The organism is Polyangiaceae bacterium (assembly GCA_016715885.1).
Taxonomy (GTDB): Bacteria; Myxococcota_A; Polyangia; order Polyangiales; family Polyangiaceae; genus Polyangium.
Genome location: JADJXL010000025.1, coordinates 866,790 through 885,796, shown reverse-complemented (window position 1 = coordinate 885,796; position 19,007 = coordinate 866,790). Strand labels below are relative to the sequence as shown.

Below are 19,007 nucleotides of genomic sequence, written 5' to 3'. Positions count from 1 at the left end.
GCGCCTCGTGTTTGACCGCGACGCCATCATACGCGCAGCGTTGCGCGCCTACGTTGAAGCCCTTGTCAAGGGGTCCCCGGACCGTGGCCTGCCGCTGTCGTTCGTGGCCTGCGAGTACCCGCGTTGGACGGGCGACCTAGAACGGGGGGCCTTCGACAACGGCGACCTAGAGGGGAACAACGAGGTCGTGGCGTGGACCGAGGCGGGCGTCGTCGGTCTCGGGTACGAGCTGGGGTGGGGTCCGATCGAGTACCTTAATCTTGCGGTCGACGCGGTGACCGGTGGCCCGGACGACGTGCGCGGGGCGTTACCGGGCCTTCCCGACGCGCTGGAGCCCACGCTCGTGATCGCAACCAACATGCTCGAGGAGGGAAACCATGGGGAGAAGTTGGCGGGCGTTGGCTTCTGGCTCTGCGGCGATCTCGTCGATGGCACGCTCTTCAGTGATCCGACAGCACCAGGCGCCAAGCGACTGACCATGTGGGGTTTGCTTCGACGCGGTAGGCTTCTGCCGCCGATTTATTGTTCTTCTCGTCCAGACGACATCGCGGCCCTTGCGGGGTGCGATCGCAGGGAGGCCCCCATTCACGCAATCATGGACGCAGTAGTTGACCGGCGGATGCGCGGCCCCACGGAGTTGACGACTGACGAACTCGCGGCGCTGCTTCCCCCCGCCCAACCCGGAGCCGTTGCTTTTCACCCAACGGATGCTTCAAAAGTAGGCATCGCTTGGCCCGGTTCGCCCGAGCTGCCTCCGATGCCGCCTCCAGGGCTGAACCCCTTTACGGGCAAACCCTTTACGGAAGCCGAACTCGCACGTTCCCGCCTATAATCGAACGGAACCTTCCTTCAAGGCCGACGCAGTATGCTGCTGCGGCAACTCCGGCGAAAGTTTGGTGAGCTGCCGGAAGCTGTGCTCGCGCGCGTGGAGGCTGCGGATGCCGATACGCTCGACCGGTTCGCCGACAAGGTGCTCGTTGCACGCACGGCCGAAGAAGTCATCGCCGACGAGCCGTGACGCCTCCGCTCGGAATTCAGGCATTTCGACAGGCTGGCTCTACGTCCGCCGTCCCATCCTCACCTCGCGAATCGACCCGTCGCCCGCATTCGGTTCTTCGGCATGCGTGCGGCGCGAAAATGGATCGTCGCAAAACTTCTTCCAAGCATCCCGAATCGACGTCGCTTTCGCGCCTGAAAAATGATCCCGCCGAATCTGCTCCATGATCGCGCGGCCTTTCCACATGTCGAATACGTTGGCGCTCGTCGGCCGCATGTCACAGCGATAGTCGGCATGCAGGTTTGCTTGATCCTCGCCCGCTTTCCACGTGAGCAACTGGTTTGCTCTCAAAGCGTCGTTGAAACGCGTCATCACGAATTTGACCATGCGACCGACCGTTCCGCCTTCGGGTGATTCCGCCGGCGGCGGCGGGACCGCATTCGACGCAATGACGAAATCGGCACCGATTTCACGCAAATAACGGCTCGGCACGTTGGCTACGAATGCACCGTCCACGATGAGCTCGCCGTTCAGCCGGAATGCGGGCGCGACAGGAGGCATCGTGCCGCTCAAACGCACGCCATGCCCCACCGTCGAATGCTCTTCCGTGCGCTCGCGATACGTGGTCAGGTTGCTGCTCACCGGATAAAACGGAATCTCCGTCGTGCCGAGGCCAATGGGATCGCCGTGATTGAGGCCCATGCGCCGGAGCTGCGCATCGACGAACCATTCGATCGTCGCCGCGGAAAACGCCGCAAACATCACCGTGCGCATCAGCGGGCTCGTGAGCGGCGCGATCAATGGAGACAGCGGGTTCTGCGCATCGAGCGAATTCTCTTCGATGAGGCGTTCGAGCGCCGCTCTGCCCCCGGCCGCGTAAAGCCCACCCACGATGGAGCCGAATGAAGCGCCCGTGATGTAATCAATGGGAACGCCCTGTTCCTCGAGGTTCTGAATCAGCGCGAGGTGACAATAGCCCCACGCGCCACCACCACCGAGCGCCAGGCCCACAGTGCGTCGCGTGACCACTCGAGCGAGCCGTGCGAGAGCTCGTTTCAATGGCAAATCCGGGGATCCTGGCCCCACGAGCGCATGCGGACCCTCGGTGTCCAAAAGCTTTGCGCCTTGCACGTCGTCCCGAACGCGCACGATTTGCCGCCGATGCTCGAAATCCGTATTGGCTTTCGCATCCGGCAGGCCACCCATTGCACGAGTCACCTGGTCACGCAATGCAGGCGGCAATAGCGGCAGGTATTCGCCATATCGAGCCTGATTCATCGCTTGCTGCATGCGAACGCGCTCGCGCTTCATGTACTCGGGCGTCATGCGTTCGACCCATACGAGGCGCGGGGGCTCGACATCGCTGAATCGATATCCATCCTCCGTCTCGTCGGTCACATAGAGCACCGTGGCGCTTCGTGAATTGAGGAGCACGGCGAGATCACGTGCAGCAGCATCTGCATTTTCCGCATCTTGGCGCATGCACACGATGACATAACGGAGCTCGTCGCGATTGAGCAAAAGCTCGACGAGGTTTTCCGTATCTCCCGCGGACTTCGTGTCTTTGGGCCAAACCATTTCCACGCTTGGCGGCCAATGATATCCGCTTGTGCCACTCTCCGGGGGCACGAGCTGAAAAAAATGAACATCGACCTTGTCACGCCCACCAGAACGTTTGGCTCGCGTCGCTGCTTGGAGCGGCTCCATGACGGGGCGGGCGCCGAACCCGCGCGGTCGAAAATAATTCTCGAATCGATGGGCACCTTGAAGATCCACGATGCATACCTTGCCTTGAACCAAGCTCGCAAGGGACACCGCGAGCCCCTGGGCCAATGCTGAAGTGCCCAAATGAGGCCTCGATGCCTGGACCGATACGATTTCCGGCACCGGCGATCCATGGCGCGTCGTCATCATTTTCGTAACGATCCGCTTCCATGTGGACATTCGATCGTCGAGCGTCCAGCGAAATGCGTACCAGAAAAACTCGAGCAGCTCGGCGCCGAAGCCTACACACACGTTCGTTGCGCGGGGAGCTTCGTGAATCTCGAACTCATCGTCGCCGCTGACTTCGTCGGGCATCACGATGGCTTCGTGTCCAATCAAATCGGCGATTCCGAATTTACCCACGAATCGCTCGACGCTGCTGTTCTCGCCCGGTAAGAATGCAGTGCACTTGCCCGCGAGCACCAGCGCGACGCGTCCGGATGGTTTGCCTGCGGATAAGTAGCGCACGCTCGGCGTACCGGGCTCGTATTGCTTCGGAGTGCGCCGTAGGACCCCGAGCTGCATCAAGTATTCCTGGTCGGCCGGTGGCAAGAGGCGCAGAATCGCGCTTTCTCGCATTCGAGCCAGAATTTCGTTTCGCCTGGCAAACCGAATGGACACGTGCTGCCGGACGAAGCGCAAAAGCGTCCCGTGCCGGCGCATGGCTGCGACCAAGTCCGTGACGAGCACCGATTGCGTGCTGACTTTGCCATGCGGTATCGCTTTGATGACCACCTTCGACGGTCTCGACCAAAGCGCTATTTCGGTGCGTTCGTCGAATTCACGCAGCGCGCTCGGCATACCAATCCATTGCCCCGGGCGACATTGGCCTATTTCGACGGGCTTACCGCCATCCGGATACGCGACGAGTCGCAGGCGTCCCGCAATGACGAGGTGCACGCGCGCTTCGGGCGTACGCTTGTTCAGCTCGAATAGGGGCCCGACTTCCTCGATGCCGCCCAGGAACTCGAGAATCGCGTTTACAGCGGCTGAATCGAGCAGTGGATGCAGTTGAAGGGTGGCGCCTGTAATATGCAGATCGTTTTGGTAAAAATGATTCAGCTCAGCATCTCGATAATGAGGTCGCCAGGGCGGTTCGTCTTCGTCGGCAATGAGATCCACGTGCTCGTCGAGCAGGTACGTGGGCATTCCCATCCATTCGTGCAGCGGCAATTGAGCGGACATCTCCGGACTCCTCGATCCAAGCGAATGCGCTTGGTTTGTGAGCGCAAGCGCGGAAGGCTATCTTGGAGATGCGTGGGAAGTCACGAAAATTTCTGCCGAGCCTCTTGGCATCCACCGGCCGGCAGAGGTATGCCTTGCGCACTCCAAGTGAATCCGAAAGGCGAAGCGATGAGCGACTTTCAGTACCAAGACATGTTGCCGCTCGGCAAAGACGAGACCTCGTACAGGCTCTTGACGAAAGACCACGTTTCAACGTTCGAGGCGGCAGGGCGCACGTTCTTGAAGGTGGAGCCGGAAGGGCTCACGCTCCTCACGCGTGAGGCGATGCGAGACATCGCGCACCTTTTGCGGCCGAGCCATCTCGCGCAACTGTCGAACATTCTCCAGGATCCCGAAGCAAGCGCCAACGACAGGTTCGTGGCACTGGAGCTTCTGCGGAACGCGAGCATTGCGGCTGGGTTCGTCCTGCCGTCTTGCCAAGACACCGGCACGGCCATCGTCATGGGCAAGAAAGGGCAATACGTGCTCACGGAAGGCAACGATGAGGCGGCGATTTCGCGCGGCGTATTCGACGCCTATCGCACGCTGAACCTTCGTTATTCACAACTCGCGCCGCTCGACATGTACCGCGAAGTAAATACCAAGACAAACCTTCCGGTGCAAATCGATCTCTTCGCGACGGAGGGATCGGCCTACAAATTCTTGTTCATGGCCAAAGGCGGCGGATCGGCCAACAAGAGTTATCTTTATCAAGAAACGAAGGCGCTTTTGAATCCAGAGAGCCTTCTTTCTTTCGTCGAGCAAAAAATCAGGTCACTCGGGACGGCCGCGTGCCCGCCCTATCACCTTGCAGTGGTCGTTGGCGGCACGAGCGCCGAATACACGCTGAAGGTGGCAAAGCTCGCGTCGGCGCGTTATCTGGACACGCTCCCGCCCGATGGAAACGAGCTTGGTCGAGGTTACCGCGATCGGGAGCTCGAGCAGAAAATTCTGGAAGTCGCACAACGCACCGGCATTGGTGCTCAGTTTGGTGGGAAATACTTTTGTCACGATGTACGCGTCATACGGCTTCCGCGCCATGGCGCTTCGTGTCCCGTTGGCATTGCAGTGTCCTGCTCGGCCGATCGCCAAGCGCTCGCCAAAATCACGTCCGAAGGCATTTTCCTGGAGGAGCTGGAGCGCGATCCGGCGAAGTATCTGCCCGAAACGACGGCCGAAGAGCTTGGAGGGGACGTCGTATCGGTCGACTTGAATCAGCCGATGAGCGAAATTCGGGCGAAGCTTTCGCAATATCCGATCAAGACGCGTTTGTCGCTCACGGGGCCGATGGTCGTGGCGCGCGACATTGCACATGCGAAAATCAAAGAGCGGCTCGATCGAGGCGAAGGCATGCCCGAATACATGAAGCAATACATGGTGTATTATGCGGGGCCGGCGAAAACGCCGCAAGGGTACGCTTCGGGATCGTTTGGCCCGACAACCGCGGGACGCATGGACGCGTACGTGGACTTGTTCCAGGCGAACGGCGGATCGCAGGTCATGCTGGCGAAAGGCAATCGTTCTCGCGCGGTCACGGAAGCTTGCAAGAAGCACGGCGGGTTTTACTTGGGATCGATCGGCGGGCCTGCGGCGCGGCTGGCCAAGGACTGCATTCGCAAAGTCGAAGTGCTCGAATACCCAGAGCTCGGCATGGAAGCCGTTTGGAAAATCGAAGTGGTCGACTTTCCGGCGTTCATCGTCGTCGACGACAAGGGCAATGACTTTTTCGCGGGTATCGAAGGAAAAACCGCGAAAAAGTTGGATGTCGTGGGCTGATGGAACTCCCCCCCCCCCCCGGGGCGCCGCGGCCGCCGGGGGGGGGGGGCCCGGGGGAGGTGCGCTTCTCGGCCCCGCCCGGGGCTCAGTCACGACGCGGCTCGTCCGTGCCGAAATCCGGAATGATGAATTCTTCTTTGGGCACGACGGGCCGCCTCGCCTGTGGCTGCGCGGGTAGGGTATCTTCAGCAAACCTGGCATTCGGAGGCGGCGGAAGCGTTCCGTCGCCGTCTTCAATGAGCGGCCCTTCGTACCATCGACGATGCCGGTGTGTCCGAATGATCCAATAAATGCCTAGTCCAAGAGCGGTTGCTGCCAGGGCGATTTGCCACGAAGCGACGGAGCTATTTTTTCCGAGCGCCGTGGCCCATGGATGCGCCCCTACCTGACGCAACCATATCTTTCCTCGGCCCAGGGGCAACGCATCGTAATCGTCCGAATCCACTTCGAATCGACGAATTTGATTGTGCTGCTCGTCGTCACTGTAATTCACGATCGCAGTACGATGAATGCGGGTGCGCCCCTTGCTGTCCCGAGTCTCGTAAGTTCCTTTGCCAATGTAGTCCGCAACCACGGTTTTACCGCGTATCAGCCGTGCTCGATAAGGGACGACGCTGCTCGTCGCGACGATGCCGAGTAGGCTCACGAAGATGGTCGTCCAGACAAACGCTTTCGCGCGCAGCTCGTGACGAAGGGAAAGGCTCTCTGCAGACACATACATGCCCTTGCGCTTCGTCGGCTTCATGATCCAGCCCATCGAAACGGCCGCCCGATACGAACCTCCCGCGCCCTTTGTCTCCGGATCCGGCCCGCGCTCCAGTCGTCCTTCGATGATGGCTCGTTCACCCGGCGTGAGCTCTGCTCGACGACGCCTCGACGCCGCCGATGTCCATTCCATCTGATCGAGTTTGTCCACGAGCATCACGTCGACCGGAGGCTCGACGCGCACGCGTTCGCCGTTTGCCGCACGCACGTAGAACGGCACGGCTTCGACCTCGCGATGGACCTCGGTCCACGTATGCCTGTGCCCATTTTTTACCTCGTGCTCGGCGCCTTCTTGCGTGATCGTCACGCGAATCGCCGTCTTTGCCCCTTCGGCGAGCTCCACGTGTCCGGCGACAAACCTCGATCCCTCGTGCAAGGGCAAACTCGATTGTTCGAGCCGTTTCGCTTGCCGCGCTGCACGTCGCGCCTCGCGCACCTGCCGTATGCACCACACGACCGCGAGGATCGCGATGGCGTCGAGACTCAGCACGAGCGCGTGCGACCACGGTGGATCGACGTGGTTGTTCTCGAAGACCGTGAGGATTTCGTCCAATGGAAAAGCCAGGAAACGACGATGCCGCTTGTGTGTCAAGCAGCGCCCCTCGGTGAGGTTCGTCGCGTGATCACAGCGAAATACCTTCCGTCGCGTGACTTCTGAGCGTTCGAAGTTTCGCAGAAAGAACGCGTGTTTTTTTACGCTCTGGCTGCGTAAGTGCCGGTGTACCTCGTGCGACTTTGCTGTAGACTGCCGCCCGAAATGGTCGAACAAGCGCGTCGAAGCAAAGAAACAGGCGCTGACGCCGAAGGTTTGGGGCTCACGATTGGTATTCCCAAGGAAACCGATCCGCTCGAAAAACGCGTCGCTGCGACGCCTGCTTCCGTCGTACGCCTGCGAAAGATGGGTTTCGACGTACTCGTGCAAGCAGGAGCCGGCGTAGCAGCGGGCTTCGACGATGCGGAATACGCCGAAGTAGGAGCCAAATTCGTTTCGTCCTCAAACGAATTGTGGGAACAGGCGGACATCGTCACGAAGGTGCGTCCTCCGGCGGTCGATCCGAGCACGGGCAAACACGAGGCCGAGCTTTTGAGCAAGGGCCAGAAGCTGATCTCGTTTCTCTGGCCTGCGCAAAACAAAGAGCTCGTGGACAAACTCGCGTCGCGCGGCGCCACGGTGCTCGCGATGGACGCCGTCCCGCGCATCACGCGTGCTCAAAAGCTCGATGCGCTGTCCGCGATGGCGAACGTCGTAGGATATCGCGCGGTCATTGAAGCAGCGTCGCACTACGGGCGACTCTTTGGTGGACAAACGACTGCAGCAGGACGCATCAAGCCCGCGCAAGTGTTCATCGTCGGTGCGGGTGTCGCGGGTCTCGCGGCGATTGGTGCAGCAAGGGCCCTTGGTGCGATGGTCAAAGCGTTCGACACGCGCCCCGTCGTGCGTGAACAGGTCACGAGCATGGGCGCGGAGTTCATCCCGTTCGACTTTCAAGGCGAGACGGGTGAAGGGCAGGGTGGGTACGCGAAAGAAGTGAGCGACGCGTATCTCGCCGCCGAACAGCAGCTCATTGCCGAACATTGTCGCACGAGCGACATCGTGATCACGACGGCGCTCATCCCCGGAAAGAAGGCTCCCGAGCTCATCACGACGGGCGCGGTCGTGGGCATGCGTCGAGGCAGTGTGATCGTGGATCTCGCGGCGGAACAAGGCGGAAACTGCGCGTTCACGCAGCGCGATCAACTCGTCCAGCACTACGGCGTGACGATCGTCGGCTACACGGATCTCACGAGCCGCATGGCGCGCCAGGCGAGCGAGCTATACGCGATGACCATCGTCAACCTCATCGAAGAGATCATCGGCAAAGAAAAGAAATGGACGATCTCGCTCGAGGACGAGATCCAGCGCGGCATGCTCGTGCTGCTCGATGGTGAGCTCAAGTGGCCGCCGCCGCGTCCCGAGATTCGTCCTGGTGCACCGACGCCTGCAGCCAAGCCTCCGGGGCAAGGCCATGCCAAACCCGAGGCTCCGCCAAACCCTTGGCCCGCGCGTATCGCGACGGTCTTGGGTCTCGCGTTTCTCACGCCGGTGGGCCTGTATGCGAAGCCCGAGCTCGTGCAGCACTTGACGGTTTTTCTTCTCGCATGCGTCGTCGGTTGGCACGTCGTCTGGAACGTGACGCCGGCTTTGCACACGCCGCTCATGAGCGTCACGAACGCGATCAGCGGCATCATCTTGATTGGTGGAATGCTCCTCGCCGTCAGTGGCGGTGGGGGCATTGGGATAGCGGCGATCCTCGGCGCGGTTGCGGTCTTGCTCGCGTCGATCAACGTGGCTGGTGGTTTTCTCGTGACGCAGCGGATGCTGCGCATGTTCCGCAGGTGAGAGAGCGATGAGTATCAGCCTCGTGAACGTCACGTACCTCGTGGCAAGCCTACTGTTCGTCTTGTCCCTTCGCGGCCTCAGCTCGCAGCAGACGGCGCGGCGCGGAAACCTCTTCGGGACGCTCGGCATGCTGCTCGCCGTCATCGTCACGCTTGGGGCCATCGTTGCGCCTCCCGAAGGAACGGCAGCGGCGCAACAAGCGGTTCACGTTGAAGGACTGGGGCTTCTTGCAGGGGCGATTGGTCTTGGTGCGATCGTCGGATCGGTCCTTGCGGCACGCGTGGCGATGACGAGCATGCCGGAGCTCGTCGCGATCTTGCACAGCTTCGTCGGAGCCGCCGCGGCGCTCGTGGGCATCGCGAGCGAATTCGAGAGCGTGCGCAGCGCGGCGCAACCGGATGTTGCGCATCATGTCGAGATCCACGCGGGTGTGTTCATCGGCGCGATCACGTTCACCGGTTCCGTCATCGCATTTTTGAAGCTGCGTGCGACGCTTGGTTCGAGGCCGCTCGTCATTCCGGGTCGTCATGCGATCAACGCTGCGATGGTCATCGCGTGTGTTGCACTTTCGGCGATGGCGTTTGGCAGCGACGCAACGACGCGCGTCACATATCTCTTGATTTCGACGGGGATCGCGTGCGTCCTCGGCGCGCACCTCGTGCTTGCGATTGGCGGCGGTGACATGCCGGTCGTCGTCTCGTTGCTCAACAGCTATTCCGGTTGGGCGGCGTCTGCTGCGGGCTTCATGCTCGGCAACGACCTGCTCATCGTCACCGGCGCGCTCGTGGGCAGCTCTGGCGCGATCCTCAGCTACATCATGTGCAAGGCGATGAATCGTTCCATTTGGAACGTCGTCTTCGCTGGGTTTGGCGAGCAAGGTGGGGCCGTTCCTGCAGCGAAGAAGGGCGAGCCTGCGAAGAAGGTGAACGAGACGAACATCGAAGGAGCGGCGGATCTGCTTCTCGGTGCGAAAAATGTCGTCGTCGTGCCTGGATACGGCATGGCCGTTGCGCAGGCGCAGCATGCGGTGAAAGAAATCACGTCGCTGCTCGAAAAGCGCGGAGTCAATGCGCGATATGCGATTCACCCCGTAGCTGGAAGGCTTCCGGGGCACATGAACGTGCTCTTGGCCGAGGCAAACGTTTCGTACGAGATCGTCAAGGAGATGGAGGAGATCAACGAAGATTTCTCCGAGACGGATGTCGTGATCGTGATTGGCGCCAACGACATCGTGAATCCGAGCGCGCTCGATGATCCCGAAAGTCCCATTTATGGCATGCCGGTGCTCGAAGTGTGGAAGGCTGGGCGAGTCATCATGTTGAAGCGCGGCATGGCGGCGGGGTATGCGGGCGTCGACAATCCGCTCTGCTATCTCGACAATACGCTCATGCTTTTTGGTGATGCCAAGGCGAGCGTGCAGAAGCTTTTGACTGCATTGAGCTCGCGCGTCGAGCAATTGGCGGCATGAACATGTCATCCAACGAGCTCGATATCGACCTTGCAATGGCGACGGCGAAAGCTGCCGTCGTAGCGGCGGCGTCGGCAAGTCTCGTGCATTTTCGTCAAGGCGTGCGTGTCGAAACGAAATCCGATCGATCGCCCGTGACGCAGGCAGACCGTGAAGCCGAGGCTGCGATCTTTGGTATCATTCGGACAAACTTTCCGCACCACGCGCTCCTTGGTGAAGAAACCGGCGAGCATGCGGGTGATGCCGAGACGCGCTGGATTGTCGATCCCATCGACGGCACGCGCGGTTTCACGCGGGGAGGGTATTTTTGGGGGCCGCTCGTGGCGCTCGAGCATCGCGGGGTCATCGTTGCGGGTGCGATGGCGATGCCGGTGCTTGGTGAAGTGTATTGGGCAGCTCGAGGCAAGGGGGCGTATCGCCAGATTGGCGAAGAGGCTCCGACGCGGCTTTTGGTATCGGGAATGGCCGACTTTGCCGAGGCAACGTTGTTCCTGGGCGAACCTCGCGCATTGTTTTCGCCGCCGATTGGAGAGCGAATCACGAAGCTCACGCTTTCCTGTGCGCAGACGCGTTGTTATGGCGATTTGGCCGGTTGTGCCATGGTTTTGACGGGTAGGGCGGATGTGTGGGTCGAGGCGGGGGTGCAGAGCTGGGATCTCGGGCCGTATCCGGTGCTCGTCGAGGAAGCGGGTGGGCGGTTTACCGATTTCGAAGGTAAGGTGACGGTGCATTCGGGGAATTGCGTGGTTGCCAATGCGAAGCTCCATGAGCAGGTGATGGGGGTACTGAGGGGTGGGGGAGGGGCGCGATGTTGAATCGGCTGGAGATTGAGAATTTTACAGCATTTCATGAGCTGCAATTGGACTTTGCGGCGGGAGTGAATGTTTTCGTTGGTGCAAACGGTACCGGGAAAACACATTTGTTGAAATTGCTGTATGCAGTTGCCGAAGCCCATCGCTTTGGTAATGATGTCGCTCAAAAGCTGCTGCGCGTTTTTCTCCCCGAGCCAAAACATTTGGGCCGGCTCGTGCGGCGGGCGCAAGGAGGGCATTCGGCACGCGTGCTGGTTGTCAAGGATGGCAAGGAGTTATCATTTCGTTTTAGCAGCAATCAGTCGAAAGATCGCTTTTCCGAATTCAAGAGTGACTGGCCGGAGCCTACGCAGTCCGATGGGGCTCCGGTATTTGTACCTCCCAAGGACATGCTGGCACATGCTCCTGGATTTCGCTCGTTGTACGATCAGAAAGAGGTTCATTTCGACGAAACGTATCGTGATATCTTGGTTCGTGCATTTTCTCCGGTGAGCAAGGGGGCGCCAAGTCAGGAGCGTAGAGACCTCAAAGCCAAATTGGAACGAGTGATCAGCGGCCAAGTTACGATCGAGAATGAAAACTTTTATTTGCGGAATGCTCAGGGCAAGCTCGAGTTCACCTTGTTGGCCGAGGGGCTCAGAAAATTTGCGTTACTCCTTCAATTGATTGAGAACGACACCTTGCGTCAGAGCGCACTTCTCTTTTGGGACGAACCTGAGGCGAATATCAATCCTTCGGCCATGAAGGACCTCGTCGAGCTGCTACTCCACTTGTCGCGAGAAATCGGAGTACAGATCTTCATTGCGACGCACAGTGACTTCGTGCTAAGCGAGCTCGACCTGCAACAGCGTGTCGGGGAAACGCGATTCTTTGCGCTATACCGTGAAAATGATCGCATTGCGGTGGAAGTTGCGGCGCGTGCCGCCGCACTGTCGCATAATCCAATCGATCAGGAAAATCTCCGCTTGTACGACGAAGAGATCCAGCGCGTGCTAGGGAAAGCGCAGTGAATTCCACAGCGGAAAAGTGGTGGCGAGACGAGGACACGGGGGACCTCGAGCTGGAGGTGTCCGGCGTGCCCGAAGCATGTCGTTTCGATGGTGAACTGCACAAGATCGCCGCATGGAAAAGGGTCGACTTCGTATTTCATTGGCCGAATCAAAGGGAATTGTGGCTGGTCGAAATCAAGGATCCGGACAACCCCAATGTGCAGAGCGATCCGGCCACATTGATTGAAAAATTCAGAAGCAAAGATCTCATTCGAAACAACCTGGCTCCCAAGGCAAAAGATAGTTTCCTCTACCTATTGCTTCAGAATCAGCTTCCCCAAGGGACCAGAATCATTTACTTGGTGCTATTCGCTTGTGAACAATTCAAGCTGGAGAAGCGAGCACGGTACTTCCGGGCTGCCGGGGATGAGTTGAAGCGGTGTCTCGGCTTGCCTGGCCCCGAGGGACATGCGTGGCCTCGAGCTTGCCCATATGTCGATGAGTGCCTCATCTTGTCGCTGAGCGAGTGGAATCATCAAGTTGGCTCGCGTGTGAAGGTCCGGCGGTTGTCATCGATTGAAGCAGCACATTGATTTCGACGTGAAAAGAGGGTACCATTGTGCCCATGCGCCGACCGCCCTTTCTTTCCCGCGCCGCTCAATTCCTTCAACCCCCCATGGTTTACCATCTGCACGAATTGCAGCGACGGATGGTCGAGCCATGGTCCGAGCTTGCGGCGGGGTCCTCGCGAGCGCTCGTGCACCCCAAGAACCCATTTCGAGTGCTCCCGAACGTGCGAGCGCTTGCGGCGAGCCAGGCGCTTTTTCATCGCATGACCAAGCGCTATGACAAACCTGCGTGGGGTATTCACGAGGTCGTGTCGCATGGAATGACCGTTTCGGTTGCCGAAGAAGCCGTCCTGTCCGAGCCATTTTGCAAGCTCGTGCATTTCACGAGGCGCACGCACGACGCGGACGTTGCAATGCAGCTCCGCAAGGACCCTCGAGTCTTGATTGTCGCCCCGCTCTCCGGTCATCACGCCACGCTTTTGCGCGATACCGTGCGCACGCTGCTCCAGGATCACGACGTGTACGTGACCGAATGGGCGGATGCGCGAGACGTTCCGGTTATCGAAGGTGTTTTCCACCTCGATGATTACGTGCACACCGTCATGCGCTGTATTCGGCTGCTTGGTGCAGAATCGCTGCACGTCATGGCCGTTTGTCAGCCGACGGTTCCAGTGCTCGGTGCGGTATCATTGCTTGCGCAGGCCGGGGAAAAGACGCCACGCACGCTCACGCTCATGGGCGGGCCCATCGATGCGCGCAAGAGCCCCACCGAAGTGAACACGCTCGCGACCGAACATCCTTTGGGTTGGTTCGAGAAAAACATGATTCACAAAGTGCCCGGGCCCTATGCGGGCAAGGGACGGCGGGTTTACCCGGGTTTTTTCCAGCTCACGGCGTTCGTGATGATGAACCCGAAAAACCATTTCAAGTCCTATTTTAAATACTGGGTGGATTCGCACAAAGGCGAATCTGGCGCCGCGGCGCGAGCCACGCACGAGCAATTTTACGACGAATACAATTCGGTCCTCGACATGGACGCCGAATATTACCTCGAAACGGTGCGCGTGGTATTTCAAGAATTTGCGTTGGCCAAAGGCACGTGGGACGTGCGTGGCGTGCGCGTTCGTCCGTCGGCGATTACCGACACGGCCATCTTCACGGTCGAAGGCGAAAAGGACGATATTTCGGGTCTGGGACAGACCGAAGCGGCCCACGCGCTTTGCTCGAGCGTTCCGCAGGAAAACCGACGACACCTGTTTGTGAAAGGCGCCGGTCATTACGGGATCTTCTCCGGACATCGATGGCGAGAAAATACCTACCCGATTTTGCGCGAATTCATTCGCAATCACTCGATGCCCATAGTGTAGGAAGGTCTCGGCCCGGATTTTTTCGGTGTTGGCGGGGGGGCCCCGTTGTTTGAGCCCGCGAAGCGGGCGAGTTCGGGGTCCCGCCGACGCCGAAAAAATGTGGGCCGAGACCGAGCGCTCAATTCAAATGTGGGCCGAGACTGAGCGCTCAAATTCAAGTCGCCGCGGTGGCGGATTCGATCGTAAACCTCACCCGATTCGCCTCTTCGGTCGCAATCGCACTTTCAGCAATCGGCGTATCCAATAGATACACCATTTCATCGGCTTCCCAACTGTACCTCTCACCGTTCATGCGCACCCGCCCGTCTGCGCACGCGAGCGTCACTTCGAGCAGCGGGCAATGCCCCAAATCTCGCAGCATCGCCAAAAATCGCCCCTGACGTCGCGGATCTACGAATTGAAATCGCGAGCGGGCTGCATAGGCCATGTGATACCAGCTCGGTCGAAACGCGATTCCAGCGAATCCGAGGCGCATGGCGATGCGCAATTCAATCTCGCTCATTTCTCGCGCCATGCCCAAGCCCGGTACCTCTTGCCCAGGCAGTTGCGGCCGTTTTTCTGTGAATTGCGCCAGCGGATGCCGCAGCGTCAGCCAGTGGATGTAGAGCACGTCGTGGTCCGCAATCCGCTTCTTTTCTACCACATTTTCAATGAGCAAGTGCTTTTTCCCCGCCGATTGACCGTAGACGCGCATGCGATCGCCCGCGCCGGTCGAGTCGACCTCCACTTGCAATGGGTCGTAACCAAGGCGCCGCAATTGAAAAAAGATGCCATACCGATCGAGCGCATATTCGATGCCCTCGGCCGTGTAATACCCGAGCGCCCGTGGTTTGCGGGAAGGGCCAAGCCCCAACGCTTCGAGAATGTCCGAGCTCGAGGAGTCGTCGTCATTTCCGAGATCTTTGGGAGCCAATCCCGCTGCGATTGCGGCGTATCGGCGCGACAAGGGATCGTACTTCGGCGAAATCGCCTGCCGCGTATGAAGCGAAAGTGCAATGGCAGTGCCGGCCAATACTCGCCAAGCATTTTCATGATACCCGCCCCCAGGTATCCATACACTGGGAATTCCCCGCAATCGATCCATCACGCGCATGTCTCGCCGGCGCACCCCATCGAGCGAAAGACCAAGCTTTCCAAGGCGATCGTTCGCGAGCACGTCGCCGCCCGCAATCACGAATGCAAGATCGGTCCTCGGCATACGCGATAGCATCCCATCGAGCGCATCCAAGTATTGCTCGTCTCCGGCGCCTTCCGCCAAAATCGTCTCGTCCACATTGTCGAGCGGCCCCCAATCGCACCCGGAAATGGAACCGATCCAAACATTCGCGTCGTTACCCACGCAATCGGAAGTGCCATCTGGCGGGTGGGCGTCGAGGTCGATGAACGCCGTGTGTCCCGTAAAACCTTCCGCTCGGAGCGCGGCAAGGGCGACGACCATGTCGTTTACCGCGCAAAACCCTCCTCCGGATGCTCGACCCGCGTGGTGAAATCCGCCGAGCAAATTCAGCGTGGCTTTTTGGTGCTGCAGGGCCCACCTCGCTGCCGAAAGCGTACCGCCGCAGGCCAATCGCACGGTTTGAAGCAATGGGTCGACACGAATCTCCTCCGGCGCGGCTGCAAAAACGCGCGCCAACACGATTGGGGTGCTGAGGGATTCGAGCCACGAGGCGTCGTGCACGCGGCCGAGATCATTGTATGAAATCGGTTCTGGTGTGCGAATGGCTTCGGCCGGGACGACCTGTTTGTCGACGAGGTACCATGCAACGAAATCAGCGCGCCGTGGCTCCATTCCCACGACACCATCGAGGCCCGCGAGCGGCAAACGATAAGCCGGATCGTACCAAACGGTCAAATCACGCCGGAACCATTGGCGAAGCAGTCGATTGATGAACCGCGGCGTCATGATAGCGAAGCATGCACGACCCGGCGTGGTCGTGCAAAGCCCAAAAACATCGCAGGAGTGAAATCGGACGTCGTTTTACGTGCGCATCACGCGCATCGCATGCCGCAAAGCGGCTCGAAGCGAGCCAAACGTTTTGACCGACAGCGGCACGTCGAGCTCGACGAGCGTTCGCGCGAGCGCCGGGCCGAGGCCCGAGACGAGGCATTCACTGCCCACGAGGCGCGCAGCTCGAATCATGTCACCAAGGTGGTTGGCGATGGATCCATCCATTGCAGTGGCGCCCGTCAAGTCCAAAATCGCGTACTTCGTGCTGTTTTTAACGACGGCCTCGAGCAAGCTCTCCGTCATGCGTACGGCTCGTGATTCGTCGATCGTGCCCACGATCGGCACTGCAATGATGCCTTCCCATAGATCGATGATGGGTACGGACAACTGCTCGATGGTTTGAGCCTGCGCTCGTTCGCGTTCACGCAGGTCCTCTTCGGCCTTTTTGCGATCGGTCACGTCATTGACGAGCGACGCGACGCCCATTACCTCGCCACTCGCATCCACGAGCGTCGTATTGGACCACTCGCATATGATTGTCCGCCCATCTTTCGTGACGTTTTCATTGTGAGCATTGACCGCGCCGCGCGAATCGAGCAATTGTTGCCAGACATCAGCTACGTACGGTCGCACGGCTTCGGGCACGATGAGCTCCTGGGCATATTTCCCCATCGCTTCTTCACGCCCATAGCCAAATATCCGTTCGGCTGCAGGATTCCAATCCACGACGCGGAATTCACGATCCCATTCGATCATCCCGAGAGGCGATTGCTTGAAATGCAATGCAAGACGCTGTTGTGATTTGAGCAGAGCATTTTGCGTCCGGCGCTGCTCGGTGACGTCGATACCGACGCCATAGAAGTATTGGAGTCTGCCGTGGTGGTCGAATATGGGGCGTCCGTGCCATTCGACGAGCATCTCCGTGCCATCCCGCTTGATGACGTGGTTTTCGTTGAGCGTCGTCTTGTCCGCAGAATTCAGCCGCTGAAAGATTGAACCAAGCAGTGCATGTTCACGTGCAGGTACGAACGTTTCGAGGTAGTTTTTACTGACGACTTCGTCACGCGCGTACCCGATCGCCGCGAGCATCGTCGAATTCATGAAGACCGTCGCCCCGTTCGCATCGATCGCCACGACGAAGGTCGGGGACGTATCAATGATTTGGTGCGCGCGCAGCACCTCCTCCATTCGAATCTCGCCTTCACGCAAGAATTCAGCGCTCGAGGCAACCGCAACGAAAGGCGCAGCCTCCCGATTCGTACGCCACGCTCGCCACGCAAGGAGCATGTTTTCTCCCGATGGACGCGTGCACGCAGAATAAAATGAAATCGACGATTCGCCAGCGAGCAGGGCGCCCAATTTCGCCTGCACACCAGCACGGTTTTCCAATGAAGCGTGATCCGAAAATGGCACTCCGACGAGATCCCCAAGAAGATCGGAGAATGCTCGGTTCGTAGCCATGATTCGCCCGTCCGTGCCGAGAATACAAGCGGCGTCGGGGCAGGAGGTCCAAAAGGATGCGAATGTATCAATTGATTGTGCAGGCATACTTCGTATGGTCTCTTGCGGACGCTGGTTGCTGTAGGATGCAAGCGAGAAACCGCCAGAATGATGACAGTACCACAACGTTGGGCGAGGTCAATGCATATGAAGCTTGCTCTCTTGGAGAATCTGAATATTCTCGAACCATGCAACATCTCGACATCATTGGGTTGGCTTTGGCGGTCGGCGCAGTAGCTGCGCTTGCTGGGTGCGGTGGCGACACTTCAACTCCCACGGTGACCGGCGGTTTTGCCGGTGGAACCTCGTCGGGGGCGGGTGGATCGGGTGGCGCTGGCGGCGCGGCAGGTGCTGGGGGCGAAGGCGGCGGCGGCGTCGTTTGCAGTCCCGAGGGCCCATTCGATGGGCCGGCAATCAAACCAATCGATGCGCCGCCCGGAAAGTGGACGTGGATCGAAGTCGACGGCGCCAAGTGTCGTAATGGATCGCCCGCGGGATTCGGCATTCGTCCGCAAACCGATTCCGACAAGCTCGTCATTTACCTCGAAGGCGGCGGCGCATGCTTCAATGGTACGACGTGCGGCATCAATCCGGCGTCGTTCGGCGCGGTCGCATTTGCTGGGTGGGAAAACACGTCGGGAGCAGCAGGGATCTTCAATGCAAATAACGATGAAAACCCCGTCAAAGATTGGAACATGGTCTACGTGCCCTATTGTTCCGGTGACATTCATGCGGGCAATGCGACGAACGTCGACATCCCCGGGGCCTTGTCGCCCAAAGACCAGGATTTCGTCGGGTATGCCAATATCTATCTCTACTTGAAGCGAATCATTCCGACATTCCCGGGGCTCTCCAAGGTACTGCTGACGGGAATCAGCGCCGGCGGGTTTGGCGCAGCATACAATTACGTTCGCGTGGCGGAGGCTTTTTGCCCCACGCCCGTCATTCTCGTGGATGACTCCGGGCCGCCCATGTCGGATGCATACATCGCACCTTGCCTGCAAAGCCGCTGGCGTTCGTTGTGGAACCTGAATAATACTTTGCCCGCGGATTGCCCCGAATGCGCAGGGCCCGATGGCGGCGGCATCGTGCATTACGTGGATTACGTCGGCAAGAAGTACCCCAATGCGCGCCTCGGCCTCATTTCGTCGACACGTGACGCCGTCATTTCGCTCTTTTTTGGCTATGGCAAAAACGACTGCCAAAACATCGACGGTATCGCGTCATCGGTCGATGGCAACGTCTATGCCGCGGGGCTCATGGACTTGAGGGACAACCACATGGGCACCTCAGGCCAATGGGGAACGTATTTCGTCGATAGCACGACGCATACGTACCTGCTTGGCCCAGGGTTTTACTCGACCGCCGTACAGGGCAAGAAACTATCGGCGTGGCTTGGCGACATCGTGAACGATGGGCCCGTGGAGCATATCGGGCCGTGAGAGGGG

At 59.3% G+C, this 19,007-nt stretch carries 14 protein-coding genes; 10 read left to right on the top strand and 4 right to left on the bottom strand.

Translation table 11 applies throughout. From position 1 onward, the window contains the following. The first annotated feature begins 7 nt into the window (after nucleotides 1–7). Together IPM54_38590 and IPM54_38585 are read left to right on the top strand one after the other, a co-directional pair. The gene (locus tag IPM54_38590) at nucleotides 8–832 is read left to right on the top strand and encodes a hypothetical protein (protein MBK9265686.1); all 825 of its coding nucleotides are present in this window, start codon (nucleotides 8–10) and stop codon (nucleotides 830–832) included. 33 nt (nucleotides 833–865) lie between these two features. Next, entirely contained in the window at nucleotides 866–1,018 is a 153-nt protein-coding gene (locus IPM54_38585; protein MBK9265685.1) for a DUF4351 domain-containing protein, read from the top strand. A 39-nt stretch (nucleotides 1,019–1,057) separates the two neighbouring features. On the opposite strand, the gene IPM54_38580 is transcribed toward IPM54_38585, so the two are convergent. Then, nucleotides 1,058–3,946, bottom strand: coding sequence for a patatin-like phospholipase family protein (locus IPM54_38580; GenBank protein MBK9265684.1), 2,889 nt, complete (start codon nucleotides 3,944–3,946; stop codon nucleotides 1,058–1,060). A 168-nt stretch (nucleotides 3,947–4,114) separates the two neighbouring features. Here IPM54_38580 and IPM54_38575 point away from each other — a divergent pair, with 168 nt between their 5' ends. Beyond that, nucleotides 4,115–5,761 carry a fumarate hydratase gene (locus IPM54_38575; GenBank protein ID MBK9265683.1) on the top strand — a complete coding sequence of 549 codons (1,647 nt, stop codon included), beginning with the start codon at nucleotides 4,115–4,117 and terminating at the stop codon, nucleotides 5,759–5,761. Between the two features lie 85 nt (nucleotides 5,762–5,846). Here the strand turns inward: IPM54_38575 and IPM54_38570 are convergent, their stop codons facing one another. Beyond that, nucleotides 5,847–7,079 (bottom strand): hypothetical protein, encoded by a 1,233-nt coding sequence (locus IPM54_38570; protein MBK9265682.1) that lies wholly within the window; start codon nucleotides 7,077–7,079, stop codon nucleotides 5,847–5,849. Between the two features lie 204 nt (nucleotides 7,080–7,283). Between IPM54_38570 and IPM54_38565 the strand changes: the two genes are divergently transcribed. The 6 genes from IPM54_38565 to phaZ all read left to right on the top strand — a co-directional run bounded on the left by IPM54_38565 (nucleotide 7,284) and on the right by phaZ (nucleotide 14,111). After that, the gene (locus tag IPM54_38565; protein ID MBK9265681.1) at nucleotides 7,284–8,906 is read left to right on the top strand and encodes a Re/Si-specific NAD(P)(+) transhydrogenase subunit alpha; all 1,623 of its coding nucleotides are present in this window, start codon (nucleotides 7,284–7,286) and stop codon (nucleotides 8,904–8,906) included. 7 nt (nucleotides 8,907–8,913) lie between these two features. Beyond that, nucleotides 8,914–10,374 (top strand): NAD(P)(+) transhydrogenase (Re/Si-specific) subunit beta, encoded by a 1,461-nt coding sequence (locus IPM54_38560; GenBank protein MBK9265680.1) that lies wholly within the window; start codon nucleotides 8,914–8,916, stop codon nucleotides 10,372–10,374. Nucleotides 10,375–10,376: 2 nt separating this feature from the next. Further along, the gene (locus IPM54_38555) at nucleotides 10,377–11,189 is read left to right on the top strand and encodes an inositol phosphatase (GenBank protein MBK9265679.1); all 813 of its coding nucleotides are present in this window, start codon (nucleotides 10,377–10,379) and stop codon (nucleotides 11,187–11,189) included. After that, the gene (locus tag IPM54_38550; protein MBK9265678.1) at nucleotides 11,183–12,196 is read left to right on the top strand and encodes an AAA family ATPase; all 1,014 of its coding nucleotides are present in this window, start codon (nucleotides 11,183–11,185) and stop codon (nucleotides 12,194–12,196) included. Before IPM54_38555 ends, IPM54_38550 begins: the two co-directional genes overlap by 7 nt. Next, nucleotides 12,193–12,768: a hypothetical protein gene (locus tag IPM54_38545; protein ID MBK9265677.1), complete on the top strand. Its 576-nt coding sequence runs from the start codon at nucleotides 12,193–12,195 to the stop codon at nucleotides 12,766–12,768. Before IPM54_38550 ends, IPM54_38545 begins: the two co-directional genes overlap by 4 nt. Nucleotides 12,769–12,851: 83 nt before the next feature. Beyond that, nucleotides 12,852–14,111, top strand: a complete 1,260-nt coding sequence (gene phaZ, locus IPM54_38540; protein ID MBK9265676.1) for a polyhydroxyalkanoate depolymerase — start codon at nucleotides 12,852–12,854, stop codon at nucleotides 14,109–14,111. A 154-nt stretch (nucleotides 14,112–14,265) separates the two neighbouring features. On the opposite strand, the gene IPM54_38535 is transcribed toward phaZ, so the two are convergent. Together IPM54_38535 and IPM54_38530 are read right to left on the bottom strand one after the other, a co-directional pair. Next, nucleotides 14,266–16,014, bottom strand: coding sequence for a histone deacetylase (locus IPM54_38535; protein ID MBK9265675.1), 1,749 nt, complete (start codon nucleotides 16,012–16,014; stop codon nucleotides 14,266–14,268). A gap of 75 nt (nucleotides 16,015–16,089) precedes the next feature. Next, complete coding sequence (locus IPM54_38530; protein ID MBK9265674.1) at nucleotides 16,090–17,607, bottom strand: PAS domain S-box protein; 1,518 nt, start codon at nucleotides 17,605–17,607, stop codon at nucleotides 16,090–16,092. Nucleotides 17,608–17,747: 140 nt separating this feature from the next. Between IPM54_38530 and IPM54_38525 the strand changes: the two genes are divergently transcribed. Continuing rightward, nucleotides 17,748–19,001, top strand: coding sequence for a hypothetical protein (locus IPM54_38525; GenBank protein ID MBK9265673.1), 1,254 nt, complete (start codon nucleotides 17,748–17,750; stop codon nucleotides 18,999–19,001). Nucleotides 19,002–19,007 lie beyond the last annotated feature (6 nt).

Coding starts and splice junctions, on each gene's coding strand:
- IPM54_38585 (MBK9265685.1), top strand. CDS start 866: ATGCTGCTGCGGCAACTCCGGCGAAAGTTTGGTGAGCTGCCGGAAGCT.
- IPM54_38580 (MBK9265684.1), bottom strand. CDS start 3,946: ATGTCCGCTCAATTGCCGCTGCACGAATGGATGGGAATGCCCACGTAC.
- IPM54_38575 (MBK9265683.1), top strand. CDS start 4,115: ATGAGCGACTTTCAGTACCAAGACATGTTGCCGCTCGGCAAAGACGAG.
- IPM54_38565 (MBK9265681.1), top strand. CDS start 7,284: ATGGTCGAACAAGCGCGTCGAAGCAAAGAAACAGGCGCTGACGCCGAA.
- IPM54_38560 (MBK9265680.1), top strand. CDS start 8,914: ATGAGTATCAGCCTCGTGAACGTCACGTACCTCGTGGCAAGCCTACTG.
- IPM54_38555 (MBK9265679.1), top strand. CDS start 10,377: ATGTCATCCAACGAGCTCGATATCGACCTTGCAATGGCGACGGCGAAA.
- IPM54_38550 (MBK9265678.1), top strand. CDS start 11,183: ATGTTGAATCGGCTGGAGATTGAGAATTTTACAGCATTTCATGAGCTG.
- phaZ (MBK9265676.1), top strand. CDS start 12,852: ATGGTTTACCATCTGCACGAATTGCAGCGACGGATGGTCGAGCCATGG.
- IPM54_38535 (MBK9265675.1), bottom strand. CDS start 16,014: ATGACGCCGCGGTTCATCAATCGACTGCTTCGCCAATGGTTCCGGCGT.
- IPM54_38530 (MBK9265674.1), bottom strand. CDS start 17,607: ATGCCTGCACAATCAATTGATACATTCGCATCCTTTTGGACCTCCTGC.
- IPM54_38525 (MBK9265673.1), top strand. CDS start 17,748: ATGCAACATCTCGACATCATTGGGTTGGCTTTGGCGGTCGGCGCAGTA.